This window comes from Turneriella parva DSM 21527, from assembly GCF_000266885.1.
Lineage (GTDB): Bacteria > Spirochaetota > Leptospiria > Turneriellales > Turneriellaceae > Turneriella > Turneriella parva.
Window position 1 is genome coordinate 2471497 of sequence record NC_018020.1, and the last position, 16237, is coordinate 2487733.

Below are 16237 nucleotides of genomic sequence, written 5' to 3' on the forward strand. Positions count from 1 at the left end.
GTTCAGCACTTGCCCTGCCAGTCAGAGAGAAAAGTATATTGACAATGGGAATGATTGAAGTTAGGGTGCTCACGTGAAAGCAGCACAGTTTTTTTTCGCCCCTTTCCTCATAGCGCTTTCTATCTCATTTCTGGCGCAATGCGGAAAAAATACTGGTGAAGCAACCTCGGGTCAGACCGCCGCAGCGACGCCAACGTTTACGATTCTTTATGCCGGTAATGGAAATACCGGAGGCACCGTACCTGTTGATAGCAACAACTACCCAGCAGGGGCCAGTTTTACCGTGTTAGGAAATACCGGTACCCTCGTCAAAACTGGCTTCGTCTTTGCGGGTTGGAATACCTTAGCCAATGGGACAGGCACTGCATATTCGGCCGGCAGTACGTACTCGATGGGTTCCGCGAATGTTACTCTCTATGCTGCTTGGACCCCTGCTTATAATGTAACCTACAATGGAAATGGTAGTACCAGCGGCAGCCTACCAGTTGATAGTAACAACTATGTCGCAGGTTCAAGTGTGACAATCCTAGCGAATACGGGAAATCTGATTAACAATAGTATAGTCTTTGGAGGTTGGAACAGCGCCGCTGATGGTTCGGGAACGGATTATTTACCTGGAGCTAGTCTGGTAATGGGAAGTACAAACCTAGTTCTCTATGCGAAATGGACTCCAAATTATACAATTACCTACAACGGCAACGGCAATACTGGGGGCACAGCGCCAACAGACTCATTTTCTTACGCAGCTGGCGCCAACGCGACCGTCTTGTCAAACACAGGGAACCTGAGCAAGGTTAACTTCACATTTATCGGGTGGAATACAGCTTCGAATGGTTTAGGCACATTCTATCCGCCTGGCACTACCTGCGCAATTGCAAGCGCGAATGTGAATCTATATGCCATTTATCTGGGGAACTTCACTGCGCACAATCCACCGCAGGCAAATATTTGGCGTTCTGTAGCTTATGGGAACGGCGTGTTTGTCGCCGTCGCGCAGAATGGTACAAATCAAGTGATGACCTCGTCAGACGGAATCACGTGGAGCCCGCAAAATGCATCCGAGGCAACCTCATGGATGATAGTCACTTATGCTGCCAGCAAGTTCGTCGCTATCGCTTTTGGTGGCATAAACCCCGCCATGATCTCTGCAGACGGCATCGCCTGGGCAGGGCATAGTATTTCAGAATCCAATGCCTGGCGTTCCGTCACGTATGGTAACGGTGTATTTGTTGCCGTGGCTGGCAACGGTACAAATCGTGTGATGACCTCACCCGATGGATTGATATGGACAGCCAGGCAGGCAATCGCGGCGAACGACTGGCAATCAGTAACATTTGGCAACGGCTTATTCGCCGCCGTTTCAGGTGATGGTTCAAATCAAATAATGACCTCTCCCGATGGTATTTTCTGGACAGCCAGAAATGCGCCAGAGGCGAACCAATGGTTATCTGTAACCTTTGGAAACAACGTTTTTGTCGCAGTCGCTAACACTGGCACAAACCGCGTGATGACCTCGAGCGACGGAACTAACTGGATCGGCAGGACGGCCAGCGAAGCCAACCAATGGCGATCCGTAGTTTACGGCAACGGCCTGTTCGTTGCAGTAGCAACAGACGGCGTCAATCAAGTGATGACCTCACCCAATGGCATTAATTGGATGGCAAAAGCAGCGCCAGAACCTAATTCTTGGGTATCCCTGACCTATGGCCAGGGCCTTTTTGTTGCCGTATCCCTGAACGGCACAAATCGAGTGATGCGCGCTGTCTGGTTTTAGGTCAAGAGGCGAGTATGCCGCGCACGGCCAAACCAGGCGCAGGCATCGCCGCTGCAGTGGAACTTCAGTGTTAGTCGCGGCTCAGCAGCCCCACGAAACCCGGGATTAGCGGGGCTGAGACCCCGCCCACAGTTCTTACTCTACCTTTGCCGGGGCTGAAAGCGCGCCTTTGCAGGCGTCGCTTAGCTGCACCTCGTTTTCTTTAAGGCACTTGATGATGCGGCCTTCACCCGCCTTTACCTGCTTGCAGAGCTTTTTGTAATCGGCCTTGCAGGCCTTCTTGATGTCGCGGCTCTTTTCGCGCACCTGTGCAATGTGGTTCTTGCAGCCTTCAGAGAGCTCGTTTTCATGCTCTTTCATGCACTGCCACATGCCCTTGTGGTTGCCTTTGATCACATTGCCGCAGAACTTTTCGCGGTCGGCGCGGCATTCGCCTTTGGCAGAAATGGCAGTAACGCTCATGAGAGCGGCGATGGAGAGAATCAGGTATTGTTTCATAGAGTACTCCTTATTGCAGTTTAAGCTGTAAAGATATTACGCCAGCCAACGCGGGTTCGGTCTTTTTCTTGCCGCCATGCTGGTATTACGGTATACTGCATGCAGCCATGAGTGCTGTTACAGCCAAATATCAAGCCACTTTGCCTAAGCCTGTGCGTGAGAAGCTGCAGCTTAAGGCGGGTGACAAAGTCACATTCTCAATAGAAAACGATCGGGTGTACATCCAGAAAGCGACCGGCTTCGATGTACCCTATTTGCGCTCGCTCGAAACGACGCTTGAAGAGTGGGCGTCGCCTGAAGACGAAGAGGCTTATAAAAATCTATAGGTAGAATTCCCGGAAATGATTCGGCAACGACGTCGCAGAATCATTTACGGCCCGAGTTAAAGATGAATCATCTCGTGCAATTCGACGTCGTCAAGGTGCCATTTCCCTTTACGGAGCTGCCTTTCATGAAGCGAAGGCCAGCGGTTGTCCTTTCTGATGCTGCGGCATTTCAGTTTTCTGCGGGCGAGGGCAAACGCGTGCTCGCCATGATCACAAGCAGCAAACACAAGCCCTGGCCGCTCGATACCCATCTGAGTTCTCTCAAAGACGCAGGGCTCAGTCAAGATTCGCTGATTCGACTCAAGATTTTCACGCTCGATGAATCATTGATTCTTGCAAAGATTGGCGCCCTGTCTCGAAAAGACAGAGCAACCTTAAGCGCGAATCTCGCAAAGCTTTTCGCCCTGGAAAAAAATGCATAAATTTGTCGATGAAGTCTTAATCCGCGTACAGGCCGGTAAGGGCGGTGCGGGTGAAATTTCATTCTTGCGCGAAAAGTTTGTGGAGTTCGGTGGTCCCGACGGCGGCGACGGTGGTGATGGCGGCGACGTGATTTTTACAACCTCTGAACAGCTCTTGGCGCTTTCACATATTCGTCCAGAACAGGCTTACAGGGCAAAGAACGGTCTGCCCGGTGAAGGTTCGAACTGCAACGGCAAGAAAGGCCGTGACCTCATAATCAGAGTGCCTTTCGGCACGCAGGTGATCGACCCCGCGACAGGCGCATTGTTGCACGACTTCACCGAGCCCGGCACCTATGTCGCCGCGCAGGGTGGTCGTGGCGGCAAGGGTAACGCGTTTTTTCGCACCGCAAGGCGGCAGGCACCGCGTTTTGCGCAGCCTGGCGAAGAGACCGAAGAAAAAGAATTTCTGCTCGCGCTCAAGATGATCGCCGACGTGGGCCTTGTCGGGTTTCCCAATGCGGGCAAGTCGACGATGCTGAAGGCGCTGACACACGCGAACCCCAAAATCGCGAGCTACCCTTTCACAACGCTGTCGCCGAATATCGGCGTCATTTCAGATCTCGTGCGGCGGCCAGTCATCGTGGCTGATATTCCGGGCATTCTTGAGGGTGCATCAAAGGGGTACGGCCTCGGGCTTTCATTCTTGAAACATATTGAGCGCGTGCGCATTATCATCTTTGTCATCGATCTCGAGAACGCCTACGTCGAAGATGAGCTACATATTCTCAAGTCGGAGCTCGAAAGTTACAGCCCAGAGCTCTTAAAGAAACCGGCGCTGCTGGTTTTGAACAAGATCGACCGCTTCGACGATAAGAAGTTTCTAAAAGACCTGATAGCTTCTTACAAAAAGCAGGGGCTCGACCCGATACCCGTTTCGGCGCAGAGCGGCGAAGGCATGGAGAAGTTGCGCAGTGAACTCGTGCGCCTCTTGAAGATTGCCCTTAAGCAACCCGCAGAGAAGAAAAGCCTGAAAGACAAAAAGAATGTAAAGCCGTCGGCGACAAAGCCCAAGAAGAGACCGTTGAAAAAGACGACAAAAGCGGCGAAGCCTCCCGCGAAAAAATCTGCGGGGCAGCCGGCGAAGAAGGCGCCAAAGCCTGCGAAAAAGAGTACGGTCAAGGCGAAGCCGGCCAAAGCTGCCCCGGCAAAGCGCAAATAACCCGCGCCTTAGATTCTGCGGCACCCATCAAGGCAGATGCCAGGCGGCACCGAAGGGTGTGTGTTTGAAGTAATATGAAAACGTCGATTTTGTGACGGTAATTTCACCCGAAACCAGCGACTTCAGATTAAAGACTCTGCCGTTGATAAATTTTTGCTCGCTGCTCGCAAAGATCTCGTTACGCAATACGGCGATGCGCAGAGCGCTGCGGGCCGGTATTTCTAGCTCGTGCGTCGCTGCCTTGGGCAGACTCAAGGGTACATGACTTGAGAAATCCACCTCGTTGTTTTTGAACTGATAGAAAGCGAAATCCCGTGTGTTGAAAATGCCGGTACCGGTTTGCGGACTCTCGAGGTGCAGTAAGATGTGCCTGCTCTCGCCGTGCGGGTTAATGACCAACACGTAACTTTGAAAAGAGCAGCCGCCGCAGAATAAGGCGATTGCTATTAAGATTCGTAGGCGTGATTTCATTCTGCAACCCTGAGTCGCCATGCGACTGAAAATTCAAATAACAGCCTGTCACCGAAGCTGACGCGCGCATTCTCGAAGCCCTGGCGAGAGTTCAGCACGAAGCCGAGGCGCGCACCCAGCTTTGTATCACCGAGCTTGTATGCATAACCCATATTGAACGCGCCCGGTGGTTGAACAAAATTCGGCAGGCCTTTGCCGAAACTGGCGTGGTTGAGCATTTCAAAGGCTGGCATAAAAATGTGGTGTTCGGTTTCAAATTCGGCCTGCAGGCGCAACCAGCCATAGAGCAGATTTGCGTCGCCACTCAAGAAGGTCATGCTGAAGCGAACCGGCGCCAGCGGAAACAGCGTGAATCCGCCTGCGGGGTATGCCTGCGACAGCCGCGTGTCAATCGCACGGTCACTCAAGACATTGCCCGCCGCGTCTGCCGAGCTGCGGTAACCGAAAGTCACAAGCGCCGCAAAGCCATAGTGCCACCGCAAAACTCCCGTGTCTTTTGCGGCCATGGCGCTGAGGTATGAAGAGAGATAGCCGTTGATCTGGTAGCTGTTTTTTTGCCTGGTTTCACTCGTCGAGCTGACCGACAGCGCCTGGTAAGAGAGCGTCAGTTGCGGAATATAAAACCCTGAAAGGTGCGCCATCGCTCTTGCCTGAGATGCGCTGCCCGCGAGGTAGTCGGTTTCGCCGACGTAGAGCGGGTCGGGAAAAGTTTCAACATAGCGTGCGCGCTGGTAGGCCGCTGAAATTTCAATGTCTTTGCCGCCGAATACGGGGGCAGCAGCAGCGCACGCTGCGCTCAGAAAAATGATGCGGACTGCGCGCGACACTCAGGGTGACCGCTGCAGTGATTTAAAAGCGACCCGATGCCGAGATTGCAAAGTACAGAGCATCGTTGATTGAAACCCGACGCAGTTCGCTTTCGTAGTAATTGAGGCTGATGCCGCCACGCACGCCGACCATGATGTTGCCAAAAACAAAGTTCGGTTGCAAGAACAAAGTCGCGTTCGGGAAAAGCCCGACGCCAAAATCAAATTTCAAGAAGCTCGCCATCGGCAATCTGAAATAAGTCTGCACATAGTCGCGCTGGTATTCGAAGGTTTCACGCCCTGCAGAAATAAAGAACTGCAGATCGTCGCGCGAGCCCCACGCCATGCGAAACGTTGGCAGCACAAAGGCATTGGCGATAAAAAGTCCCCGGCCCGGCACTTCTTCAGTTGCACCGGTCACGTTGCCTGCTGCGTCGACGACGCGCCGCGTGCGATTGCCTTCGTATTCGAAGGCGAGGGCGGTCGTCACACCGAAGTCGATTTCAAAATCGCGTTTGCCAAAGCCAAAGAAAAAACCGATGCCCGGGCGGGTGGTCGCGTTCAGGTTCGCGTTGACGGCATCGGCGTTCAGGGGCGCACCGGTCTTGGGTATCGAAACGCTGCTGCTGTTCAGAATGCTCCAGCCTGTGAGCTGGCCGCCAAGACGCAGGTATTCGGTGCCGGCAAAGACATCTTGCAGCACCGAATCGGTCGCGCTACCCTTGATGCGGTATGGTATCTTGCCGGTGAATTCGAGGTTTGCCGTCATCGCCGCTGATTCAAGGTAGTCTGTTTTGTCGCTCGCGACGTAACGCGGGTCGGTGTAGCCGACGAGGCGGGTGCCCTGTGAGAATGAAGCAAAGACTTCGAACCGCTCTTTAAACGGCAATGGCGCAGGTGCCGACTGCGGCGCTTCAGGTGCGGCTTCGGGTTTTGCCGCTTCAAGAGCAGGTGCAGCGTTAGCCTTTGCCGGCGCCGGTGCCGTTTTGGCAGCCACTTTGGCGCGGTTCTGCGCCGATAGCGGCAGGGCGAGCATGAGCGCAGCGAGCGGTAGAATTTTGAGCATGCCGTCAGTCTGCGTTCAGGCCCGCAGAACGGCAACAGCTTTTTCCTGCGGGGTTTTGGTTAGCGGCGAACCAGTTTGCCTTTGCCCTTTTTGGCGGTTGCCGGTTGTCGTACCATATTCACGGTCTTGGTTTTTCGAGGTATATGCGACATCGCGCGTTCGGTGAGCGCCATGATCGTGAGTGATGGGTTGACGCCAATATTCGCCGAGATCATCGAGCCGTCGCAGATGTACATGTTGTCGTAACCGAACACGCGGTTTTCACTGTCGATCACGCCCGTTGCCGGTGAATCACCCATGCAAGAACCACCGAGAATGTGCGCGGTGCTGGCGAGGCCTGTGAGCGCTTCAGTCGCGAGCGCATGCACCGAACCCTTGACCTTGTCGGCATATTTCTGCGCGAGCTCGTGCGCGATGGGTATATCAGATGTCGGCGCGGCACCCTGATCGAGGGCTGTTTTCATGCGCAGCCAGCCGCGCTTGAGGCGCATCGTCGAATCGAGGCTCTGCATGAAGAGCATGATCTGCGTGTATTTCGCCCAATCAGGCACGATGATCGCTTTAAAATATTTCACCGGGTGGCGCAGGTATTGCCACAAGATGCGCCCGATGCGCACGAAAATGTTAGAACCCAAAACCGCAGGCACCATCGACATTCTGAAGAAGCCCGAACCTTCGGGGTAACGAACCACTTCAAGATGGCTATGGTCGTCGACGTGCAGAATGGAACCTATCGCAACGCCTTTCGAAAAGTTGAGGTCGCGGCGCTCGGTCGTGACGCCCAGAAGGCTTTCTGAATTCGTGCGAATGCCGTAACCCAAACGATCTGAAATATTGGGCAGCGATTTCTTCGCCTTGAGCTTCAGCAGCAGTTGGATTGTACCCAGTACGCCGCCGGCGAAGACGACGCCGTTCGCGCGCACTTTGCCCTCGCGGCTGAAATATTTGGTCGAATCACGGTAGGTGATTTCATAAGCGTGTTCGCCGCTGATCGGTTTTACATCCACCACCTCGCTGGTGGCCAGAATTTCTGCGCCCAGGCCCTGCGCGAGATGCAGATAATTTTTATCGAGTGTGTTTTTGGCGTTGTGGGTGCAGCCGAGCATGCACGCCCCGCAGTAGATGCAGCCAGTTCGGTCGGGGCCTTTGCCCTTGAAGAACGGGTCTTTGACGGTGACGCCAGGTTTGCCAAAGTAAACCGCGACGTTTGTCTGGTCATAGCTCTTCTCTTTGCCAAGGTCGGCCGCGAGGCTCTTCAGCGTGTTGTCGCCGTCGAAGCGCGCGGGTGTCTGTGCCGCGCCGATCATGCGCAGCGCCGTGGCGTAGTGGGGCTTCAGCTCTTTTTCCCAGTCGGCGAGATGCGCCCAGCTGTCTGATTTAAAGAAAGGACGTTTCGGTACCGGCAGCGTATTGGCGTAAACGAGCGAACCACCGCCGACGCCCACGCCCGAAAAAATCGTGACGTGGCGAAAGATGGTCATCTTAAAGAGTCCAAACATCTTGAGAGAGGGCAGCCACAGCCACTTGCGCAGCTGCCAGTTCGACTTGGGAAAATCTTGCGGTTTAAACCACTTGCCCTTTTCAATCACGAGCACCTTATAGCCCTTTTCGCTGAGGCGCAGCGCCGAAACTGAGCCGCCGAATCCCGAGCCGATTATCACATAGTCATAAGAGTCTTGAACCTGAACCATGCGTCAGGCATGTAGTTGAACTTAAGGCTGCGAGTGAAATTTGCGGTCTTTAGGCAGGTATTGAAAAGCCTGCCTATTGATTTAGCAGCACATCGCCAACAAGAAAGGGGGATTCACCCCGAATTGTTTGTCCGGCCCTTATGAGGTCGGCCTGTTCGAATGTGTAGAAAACGGAGACCCAGTCGTCGGTCACGACCGAAAAGTGCAGGTGCGGCGCGTGCGACATGCCACTGTTACCCACGGCTGCAATGACCTGACCGCGTTTGACCTGCATGCCGACCCGCACCCGTGCGCTGCCTTTCTTCAAATGAGCATAGTGCGACATGACTCCGTTCGCATGCCGAATCTGAATATGGTTCATGGGCCCGAATTGTAGTTGGCTCGCATCGCTGTGGTCAGCCTGATCGTCTTCAACGTTCACAACCTCGCCGTCGAGTACCGCCAGTACCGGCTCGCCAAAGGTATAGAAGTCGCTGTTCTTCTTACCAGGTGCATTTTTGCGCTGTACTGAATTCGCTTCATCGACGTGCATAAAGTCATAGCTATACTTTTCAAATCCGCTGTGCGTGCCGCCCCCGTCGAATTGTGCGACTACCATCACGCGGCCCTTGAGGGGAAACGTCAGGCCCGAACGCCGCGGCCGCGACGGATTTTGATTTTCGAAAGTTGCCATTGCGCTTCGCAGATAGATGTTGCTCTCGGTCTGTATTTGGGCAGCCTCGGGGCTCTTTTGCCTCTGTAGTTGCAGGTGCAGCTGGTTTAACACTGAACCTGCCATTGCGAGAAAAAACGGTTCAGGACGTTTTGCGGCCAGCGCCTTTAGAAAATCTGCCAGTGACCGGTAGTCTTCAGTTGCGTCGGCAATGTTTCTTAAGGCACCTACGAAATGTTTGGCGCCCGCGGCTGGCTGGTCGGCGAGCAGACGAATGTCGGTCTGCAGGCGCAGCAGGTTTCTCTTGTCGCGCTTGTGCCAGAGGGTTTGGGTGTACGCGTAGTAAGTGTAACCCATGTCATTCAGAACCTGTGTATCCTGTGGTTTTTGCGCGTGCAGGTTTTTGAAGACGGCAAGAGCCTCGTCAAACTTTTTCAGGTTGAGGTTGGCATAGGCTGTGATGCGCAGTCCCCAGTCGTTGCCAGCTTTGAGCAACAGGCCGCGATTAGCCAGTGCGAGTGATTGCCTGTGGTTTTTCGTCGTATTGAGTTCGTAATCAGCCAGATCAAAATATGCAAACGCCAGATTTTCGCGCACAAACGATTCTTTAGGGTAGAGTCTTGCAGCGCGTTCCAGAACTTTCACCGCTTCGGCGAGCTTGCCTTGAACTCGCAGCGAATTGCCATAGACAGTAGCGCTCCACGCCATGGGCAGCAGGCGGTAAGCATCGGCGGCAATTGCATGTGCTTCGGCGGGCACTCGGTCTTTCTGAAAGCCGACACTCGAGTAAATCTCATCGAAGAGAGCGCAGAGCGAATAAGAAAGTGCTTCTTTTATCTTCGCAGACATTGGGAAATCGGCCATGGCCTTTCTGCCCGCGCTGACCGCTTCACGGTGGCGTTTCAGATTGCGCAGAACCCATGATTCGGTAATGCGAAAGCCCTCTTCTTGGGGATACTCGGCAATGGCGTTCTGTATTAGGGGGTAAGCATTCTGCCAGTCTGAGGCATTCGTGCGCGCTTCGATCTTCTGCCAGTGATCGCTAATCGACAGGGCGCTGAGCGAACTCGTGGCTATTGTGAGGCAAAGGGCTGTCAGAAACAAAAGTTTCATTCTTCGACGCATGGTCTTAGGTGGTACAATAGCCTGTTTTTGCAATCCTTTTCATTGGGCAGAGAACTACTTGCCCATGAAAGGCAATAGTGTTCCATTTGACGGCGTGTCTTCGACCGCGGGCCGTACGCCATGGCAGGCGCACAACTCAACCTGCGCGGCACGTATACCGCGCTTATTACCCCCTTTACCGCCGACGGCGAAAAGGTCGATTGGGCTGCGCTGAAGAAGCTGGTTGAATTTCAGATTGACGAGGGTGTTGAAGGCCTTGTGCCCTGCGGCACCACCGGCGAATCACCGACGCTGAGCCACGAAGAGCACGCCGAGGTCATCGCGAAAGTCATTGAGTGGGCAAAGGCGAAAAAACCGTCGACCGTCATCATTGCCGGTACGGGTAGCAACTCGACCGCCGAAGCGGTGGCTCTGACACGCCATGCTGCTGCAGCCGGCGCCGATGCAGTGCTCTCTGTGAACCCCTATTACAACAAACCCGTTCAGGCGGGTCTTGTGGCGCACTTCGAACGCATCGCCGACGCCTCAACTGTGCCGGTGGTGCTCTACAATATTCCCGGGCGTTCGGCGGTCGGCATGACGCTCGATACCGTTGTGCAGCTTTCGAAACACAAGAACATCATTGGCATCAAAGAAGCCACCGGTGATCTGGGCTTCATGGCGCAGATTATTCAGGCAACCGATGCCGGGTTCACTTTGCTTTCGGGCGATGATAATTTGATTCTGCCGGTGCTCTCGGTCGGTGGCAAGGGCGTCATCAGTGTTATTTCCAATGTGTACCCGCGCGAGACGGGGGCGATCACGCGCCAGTACGAAGCCGGTAACGCACACGAGGCGCACGAAAAATTCATGCGCCTGCTACCGCTCTGCAAGGCGATGTTTCTCGAAACGAATCCGATTCCGGTGAAGTTCGCGGCGTCGCGCAAAGGGCTTTGCCAAAATTCGCTGCGCCTGCCGATGACGCAGCTGTCGCACCATCTGCAGGCAGTCGTCGCGGGCGCGATGGATGTTTTTGAGGGCAGCCATTCGTAGGGGCGAATCATGATCCGCCCGTACAAAAAGAGGATATGATGCAATTCGGAATCGTCGGTGCATTGGGCCGCATGGGGCGCGCGATCGCGACGCGCGCGGCGTCGCATGCAGGGACGCAAAATTTTGCGTCCCTGCAATTAACCGCGCCTATCGAATACGCGGCGCACCCCGATCTAGGCAAAACCTATCGTGCGGTGACCGGCATCGGGTTTGATGCAGAAATCGTTCCGTTGGCAAAAGCAAAAATTCCCTCAGGGGGATTAATCGACTTTTCGCACGCTTCAACGGTCATCGAGTCTTTACGCAAAGCAGCAGAAACGGGCGCACCTGTCGTTGTCGGTACCACCGGTTTTACTCCCGAGCAGCGCAAAGCGCTCGAAGCGATGGCGACAAAAATTCCGCTGATTATTGCGTCGAATATGGCGATCGGGGTCAACGTGCTGTTCGCCCTCGTCGAACAGGCAGGTCGGGCGCTTGCGCCCCACGGGTTCGACCCAGAAGTGATGGAGATCCACCACAATCTTAAAAAAGATTCACCGTCGGGCACCGCTGTGACCATAAAAGAAGGCTTGCTGCGTGCGTATGGCTTCGATGAATCGCATGTGCTCTATGGCCGAGAAGGCATGATCGGTGAACGCAAGCAAGAAGAGGTGGGGGTGATGGCTCTTCGCGGCGGCGACGTCGTTGGTGACCACACCGTCTATTTTTTGGGCAACGGTGAGCGTATCGAAATCAAGCACCAGGCGACGAACCGCGATACATTTGCCGCGGGCGCGCTCGCGGCGCTCAAATTTCTGCAGGGCAAGAAGCCGGGGCTTTATTCGATGAAAGACGTGCTCGGCCTGAATTGAGAAGCGTAATAATTGAAAACGAAGCTCAGCTCAGGCAGCTGGTTGAATCGCTTAAGGCTTTCGGTGCCTGTCGGGTTAATCTCGATCAGGATTATCAAACCTTTTCTGAAATTATTCGCGGCGCTGTCAAACGAGGAGAAATTGATGCCATTTTCACGATCTTTAACGGCCGCAAAGACGAATTCTGGCGCGTGACGCAGGCGAATATTGAGAAAGACGGCATCGGTGCCCCCGTCGCCATTCTGGCCCCGCGTTTCCCAGTTACAATGAGCGAAAACGGCCCGGAATAACAGGGTCTATTATCTGATTTACAGCGGTTCGCCGAGAATCTGTTCAACCAGTCGTGTCTGAGTTTCACATAATTGGCGGCCATAAAATTGGCGGCACCATCACTGCGCAGGGCAATAAAAATGAAGCGCTGCCGGTGCTTTGCGCCGCGCTCATGAACCCTGCGGGCGTTACGATACGCAACGTGCCGCAAATCGAAGACATTAAGAACCTGCTCAAGATTGTTGAGGCTGTCGGCGCAGAAATCACGACGCTTGCAGACGGGCATTCGTACAGCATCGTCACCAAAGACATTAAAATGAGCGAGCTGCCCTCAGAGCTTGTTGCCGGCCTTCGCGGGTCGATCACGCTTCTCGGGCCAATTCTCGCGCGCGCCAAAAAAGTTTTTCTGCCCCGCCCGGGCGGCGACAAAATCGGCCGGCGCAGGGTCGACACACATCTTTTGGCGCTTTCTGCTCTCGGCGCAAAGGTAGAAGTATTCAACGACGGCTACATGCTTGAAGCGGCAAAGCTTAAAGGCACCGCCATCTTACTTGACGAAGCTTCGGTCACGGGTACCGAAAACGCGATTATGGCGGCGGCATGCGCCGAAGGTGTGACGCTGATCGAAAACGCTGCGTCAGAGCCGCACGTGCAGGGGCTTTGCCGTTTTCTCATCGCGCAGGGTGTCACGATCGAAGGCGTTGGCAGCAATATGCTAAAGATTCATGGCGTCGGCGGCTTTGAAAATCTGAAAGCTGCCGACCACACGATTGGCCCCGACTATCTCGAGATAGGTTCTTTTATCGCGATGTCGGCGATGACCGGCGGCGACCTCGTCGTGCAAGACGTCAACCCGATCGATCTGCGCATGATCAAGTTCGTGTTCGAGCGGGTAGGTATTAACTGGCGATACCATGAACGCGAAGGGAAGGGTATCGCGCCGTCAGGGCAGATCGTCGATCTTGTGATGAAGTCGCCGTACGCCTTGAAGATACAGACCGATGTGCACGGTGAAATACCTAAAATTGACGATGCTCCGTGGCCGATGTTTCCCGCCGACCTGATCTCGATCATTCTCACCGTCGCCACGCAGTGCTCGGGCACTGTGCTCATTCATGAAAAACTTTTCGAGAGCCGCCTCTACTTTACCGACAAACTCATGGGCATGGGAGCGCAGATTGTGCTCTGCGACCCACACCGCGCCGTAATTATTGGGCCGTCAAAACTCTATGGCAGCCGCATGACATCGCCCGACATTCGCGCGGGCATGGCACTCGTGATCGCCGCACTCGCCGCCGAAGGCGAATCGGTAATTCAGAACATCGTACAGGTCGACCGCGGCTACGAAAATATCGACGCGAGACTTAGATCGCTCGGAGCTAAAATTGAACGGATTTAACGGGATAGTGTCAAATAACTGCACAAATCCCAGAGGGATTTGTGCAGTTATTTGATGAAGAAGCAGAACAGGTAGTTCTCGGCTCGATTCTGCAGTCGCCATCGATCTTCGAAGAAGTGGCGCAGCTGATCAAGCCCGAAGACTTCTACTACGAGCCGCACCGTTTGGTTTATGAAGCCATTCAGGCGGAGATCGACCGCGGCGAGCAGCCGAACGCGATTCTGATTATCAACGCTCTCAAAAACAAGAACCAGCTCGAGCGTGCGGGTAACCGCGCAGCGATTATGAATATCGCGTCGCTCGGCGTGCTCGTCGGCGTCAGCACGTTCACAGAGAAAATCCGCGATCTGGCGCTGCGCCGCAGGCTCATCATCAATTTTCGTGAGCTCGAAAAGAAGGCGGGCGATACGGGCTTCAAGCTCGATTCGGTGCTTTCAGATACCGAAGGGGCTCTGACCCATTTAGCCGACCGTTACAGCCGTGGCAATATCAGCCACATCAAAGAATCTAACAAAGAGTTTCTCGAATTCTTGAAACATGTGCGCGAATCGCGCGACGGCATCACCGGCACGGCTTCTGGCTTTAAGAAGCTCGACGAACTTACCGGTGGCTTTAAGCCCGGGCAGATGATCGTCATCGCGGCCCGCCCCGGTATGGGCAAAACCACATTCGCGCTCAATATCGCGCTCAATGTCAGCATGGATAAATCGCGGCCGAAAGCCGTTGCGTTTTTCTCGCTCGAAATGACGCGGCTCGAGCTTTTGCTGCGCCTCTTGTGCGCACGCGCGTTTCTCGACTCCCAAAAGGTGCAGAAAGGCCGCATCAGCGACAAAGAGATGGCGCGGCTCGGCCACACCGCCAAAGAGATTTACGAAACCGACTTTTATATCGACGACAGCGCCGACCTCACCACCTGGGAGTTTAAGCAGCGCGCCCGCCGTCTCGGTCGAACGCTCAAGCAACAGGGCAAAGAGCTTGGCCTCATCGTGGTCGACTACCTGCAGCTGATGACAGACCGCGACCGCGCGCAAGACGGCAGGCAAAACGAAGTTGCCGCGATTTCACGGGCGATCAAATTGATCGCTAAAGATCTCGGTGTGCCGATTTTGGCGCTTTCGCAGATGAACCGCTCGATTGAGCAGCGCGGTAAAGACCCCAGGCCGCAGCTGTCAGACTTGCGCGAATCGGGTGCAATTGAACAAGACGCCGACATGGTCGTCTTTATTCACCGCGAGCACATGGGCAAAGATGCTCCCGAAGATAAGAAGAACCTCGCAGAGATCATCATCGGCAAAAACCGCGGTGGCCCGCGCGACAATATCGAACTCGCCTTCTTGTCAGATAAGAGCCTCTTTACCGACTACGAGCCGGCTATTCCTCCCCAGTAGGTTGGTTTGCAGGCACAAATACGCGCAGCAAATTTGTGCCCGCAAACCTAAAATAACCACAATTGTTCGCCGGGTTTTGCCGCATAGAGTTTTGACATCTGTATGCCGAGCAGGCGTATCTTTTCGTTTTTGAGTTTCTCTGGGCGGATATGCTGCTGAAACAGTTCCCATGCATGTTCGAAAAGGGCAGGGCCGCTGCGCACGGGTATCGGCAATGTGCGTGAACGCGTGATAGTCTGAAAATCGGCGGCCCGGGCTTTGAGCGTCAGCGTACGGCCTGAAATATTCTTGCGCGACATGCGCAGAGCCAGATCGTCGGCGATTTCTCTGAGCGCCGTTTCTGCTGCTTCGAGCGTGTCGAGGTCTGTCTCGTACGTGCGCTCTTCGCCGAATGATTTGCGAGCTTCACCCAGAACGAGTTCATTGTCATCACTGCCGTGCGCAAGGTAGTAGATGCGTTTGCCCCAGCTGCCCAGGGCCGTCGCCAAGACCAGAGGTTCAGCCTTCTGTAAATCGGCAATGGTTCGCAGTCCCAGCCGGTGTAGGCTCTCTCGTGCCCGCGGGCCGATGCCGGGAATCGTTTCGACTGGCATCGGCGCGAGAAACTCCGCTTCGCGCCCGGGCAGAACGAGAGTCAGGCCGTCAGGTTTCTTGAATTCAGAAGCCATCTTGGCGATCGTCGTGCCGGTTGCGATACCGAGCGAGCAGGTGAGCGTAGTCTCTTGCAGAACCTTGTTTTTGATTGCCTGGCCCAGATGTTTCCAACTCTTGAAGCCGCCGGCGTTATCGGTGCAGTCGAGCACCGCTTCGTCGATCGATGCGCGCAGCAGAAGCTCGCTGAAAGAGCCAAGAATTTCCATGACTTCGTTTGAGACTTCACGATAGCGCTCGATACGGTGCGGCAGAAAGATTGCTTCGGGACAGAGTTTGTATGCAGTACTCACAGGCTGCGCCGACTTGACGCCAAACTTGCGCGCCTCGTAGCTTGCGGCGCTGATCACGCCACGCCCCGAACCTCCTTTCGGGTCGGCACCAACGACGATCGGCTTGCCCTTGAGCGCGGGCTGGTCACGAATTTCGACGCTGGTAAAAAATGCGTCCATGTCGACGTGAACGATAGTGCGAAACGCTGCAGCCAGCACGGAGAATCCACGGGATGTATCTTCGTGAGCACGTAAACATCTCGGGTGTTTACATGCTTAAAGGTTAGAGTGACTCGGCGGGAACTCGCTGGTGCGATTTTTTCCGCAATTTTCGGCGCTAAT

At 54.6% G+C, this 16237-nt stretch carries 16 protein-coding genes; 9 read left to right on the top strand and 7 right to left on the bottom strand.

All coding sequences use genetic code 11. From position 1 onward, the window contains the following. Positions 1 to 73: 73 nt before the first annotated feature. The gene (locus tag TURPA_RS21870; RefSeq protein ID WP_014803532.1) at positions 74 to 1774 is read left to right on the top strand and encodes an InlB B-repeat-containing protein; all 1701 of its coding nucleotides are present in this window, start codon (positions 74 to 76) and stop codon (positions 1772 to 1774) included. A gap of 135 nt (positions 1775 to 1909) precedes the next feature. Here TURPA_RS21870 and TURPA_RS11805 read toward each other — a convergent pair whose 3' ends face one another. Further along, the gene (locus tag TURPA_RS11805; RefSeq protein WP_014803533.1) at positions 1910 to 2272 is read right to left on the bottom strand and encodes a cysteine rich repeat-containing protein; all 363 of its coding nucleotides are present in this window, start codon (positions 2270 to 2272) and stop codon (positions 1910 to 1912) included. Between the two features lie 107 nt (positions 2273 to 2379). On the opposite strand from TURPA_RS11805, the gene TURPA_RS11810 reads away from it, so the two are divergent. The 3 genes from TURPA_RS11810 (at position 2380) to obgE (ending at position 4221) form a co-directional block, all read left to right on the top strand. Beyond that, complete coding sequence (locus TURPA_RS11810; RefSeq protein ID WP_014803534.1) at positions 2380 to 2598, top strand: AbrB/MazE/SpoVT family DNA-binding domain-containing protein; 219 nt, start codon at positions 2380 to 2382, stop codon at positions 2596 to 2598. A gap of 62 nt (positions 2599 to 2660) precedes the next feature. After that, positions 2661 to 3020 (top strand): type II toxin-antitoxin system PemK/MazF family toxin, encoded by a 360-nt coding sequence (locus TURPA_RS11815; protein ID WP_014803535.1) that lies wholly within the window; start codon positions 2661 to 2663, stop codon positions 3018 to 3020. Next, on the top strand, positions 3013 to 4221 hold the full coding sequence (gene obgE, locus TURPA_RS11820; RefSeq protein WP_014803536.1) for a GTPase ObgE: 1209 nt from the start codon (positions 3013 to 3015) through the stop codon (positions 4219 to 4221). Before TURPA_RS11815 ends, obgE begins: the two co-directional genes overlap by 8 nt. Positions 4222 to 4248: 27 nt before the next feature. Here obgE and TURPA_RS11825 read toward each other — a convergent pair whose 3' ends face one another. From TURPA_RS11825 to TURPA_RS21875, 5 genes are all read right to left on the bottom strand, one after another. Then, positions 4249 to 4692, bottom strand: coding sequence for a hypothetical protein (locus TURPA_RS11825; RefSeq protein WP_014803537.1), 444 nt, complete (start codon positions 4690 to 4692; stop codon positions 4249 to 4251). Continuing rightward, positions 4689 to 5519: a hypothetical protein gene (locus TURPA_RS11830; RefSeq protein ID WP_014803538.1), complete on the bottom strand. Its 831-nt coding sequence runs from the start codon at positions 5517 to 5519 to the stop codon at positions 4689 to 4691. The genes TURPA_RS11825 and TURPA_RS11830 overlap by 4 nt, the downstream gene beginning before the upstream one ends. Before the next feature lie 22 nt (positions 5520 to 5541). Next, on the bottom strand, positions 5542 to 6564 hold the full coding sequence (locus tag TURPA_RS11835; protein WP_014803539.1) for a hypothetical protein: 1023 nt from the start codon (positions 6562 to 6564) through the stop codon (positions 5542 to 5544). Positions 6565 to 6623: 59 nt separating this feature from the next. Continuing rightward, on the bottom strand, positions 6624 to 8255 hold the full coding sequence (locus tag TURPA_RS11840; protein ID WP_014803540.1) for an FAD-dependent oxidoreductase: 1632 nt from the start codon (positions 8253 to 8255) through the stop codon (positions 6624 to 6626). Positions 8256 to 8328: 73 nt separating this feature from the next. Continuing rightward, positions 8329 to 10020 carry a peptidoglycan DD-metalloendopeptidase family protein gene (locus TURPA_RS21875; protein WP_014803541.1) on the bottom strand — a complete coding sequence of 564 codons (1692 nt, stop codon included), beginning with the start codon at positions 10018 to 10020 and terminating at the stop codon, positions 8329 to 8331. Positions 10021 to 10152: 132 nt separating this feature from the next. Between TURPA_RS21875 and dapA the strand changes: the two genes are divergently transcribed. Genes dapA through dnaB form a run of 5 tightly spaced genes read left to right on the top strand, consistent with a single transcriptional unit; the run spans position 10153 to position 14972 of the window. Beyond that, complete coding sequence (gene dapA, locus TURPA_RS11850) at positions 10153 to 11064, top strand: 4-hydroxy-tetrahydrodipicolinate synthase (protein WP_014803542.1); 912 nt, start codon at positions 10153 to 10155, stop codon at positions 11062 to 11064. A gap of 35 nt (positions 11065 to 11099) precedes the next feature. Beyond that, complete coding sequence (gene dapB / locus TURPA_RS11855; RefSeq protein WP_041948492.1) at positions 11100 to 11915, top strand: 4-hydroxy-tetrahydrodipicolinate reductase; 816 nt, start codon at positions 11100 to 11102, stop codon at positions 11913 to 11915. Beyond that, positions 11912 to 12205 (top strand): hypothetical protein, encoded by a 294-nt coding sequence (locus tag TURPA_RS11860; protein WP_014803544.1) that lies wholly within the window; start codon positions 11912 to 11914, stop codon positions 12203 to 12205. The genes dapB and TURPA_RS11860 overlap by 4 nt, the downstream gene beginning before the upstream one ends. 53 nt (positions 12206 to 12258) lie before the next feature. Then, entirely contained in the window at positions 12259 to 13584 is a 1326-nt protein-coding gene (murA, locus tag TURPA_RS11865) for a UDP-N-acetylglucosamine 1-carboxyvinyltransferase (protein WP_014803545.1), read from the top strand. Between the two features lie 41 nt (positions 13585 to 13625). Continuing rightward, positions 13626 to 14972, top strand: a complete 1347-nt coding sequence (gene dnaB / locus TURPA_RS11870) for a replicative DNA helicase (protein WP_014803546.1) — start codon at positions 13626 to 13628, stop codon at positions 14970 to 14972. Between the two features lie 47 nt (positions 14973 to 15019). On the opposite strand, the gene dinB is transcribed toward dnaB, so the two are convergent. After that, a complete protein-coding gene (dinB, locus tag TURPA_RS11875) occupies positions 15020 to 16114 on the bottom strand; it encodes a DNA polymerase IV (RefSeq protein WP_014803547.1) in 1095 nt (364 codons plus the stop codon). Positions 16115 to 16237: the final 123 nt, after the last annotated feature.

Coding starts and splice junctions, on each gene's coding strand:
- TURPA_RS11805 (WP_014803533.1), bottom strand. CDS start 2,272: ATGAAACAATACCTGATTCTCTCCATCGCCGCTCTCATGAGCGTTACT.
- TURPA_RS11810 (WP_014803534.1), top strand. CDS start 2,380: ATGAGTGCTGTTACAGCCAAATATCAAGCCACTTTGCCTAAGCCTGTG.
- TURPA_RS11815 (WP_014803535.1), top strand. CDS start 2,661: ATGAATCATCTCGTGCAATTCGACGTCGTCAAGGTGCCATTTCCCTTT.
- obgE (WP_014803536.1), top strand. CDS start 3,013: ATGCATAAATTTGTCGATGAAGTCTTAATCCGCGTACAGGCCGGTAAG.
- TURPA_RS11825 (WP_014803537.1), bottom strand. CDS start 4,692: ATGAAATCACGCCTACGAATCTTAATAGCAATCGCCTTATTCTGCGGC.
- TURPA_RS11835 (WP_014803539.1), bottom strand. CDS start 6,564: ATGCTCAAAATTCTACCGCTCGCTGCGCTCATGCTCGCCCTGCCGCTA.
- TURPA_RS11840 (WP_014803540.1), bottom strand. CDS start 8,255: ATGGTTCAGGTTCAAGACTCTTATGACTATGTGATAATCGGCTCGGGA.
- TURPA_RS21875 (WP_014803541.1), bottom strand. CDS start 10,020: ATGAAACTTTTGTTTCTGACAGCCCTTTGCCTCACAATAGCCACGAGT.
- dapA (WP_014803542.1), top strand. CDS start 10,153: ATGGCAGGCGCACAACTCAACCTGCGCGGCACGTATACCGCGCTTATT.
- dapB (WP_041948492.1), top strand. CDS start 11,100: ATGATGCAATTCGGAATCGTCGGTGCATTGGGCCGCATGGGGCGCGCG.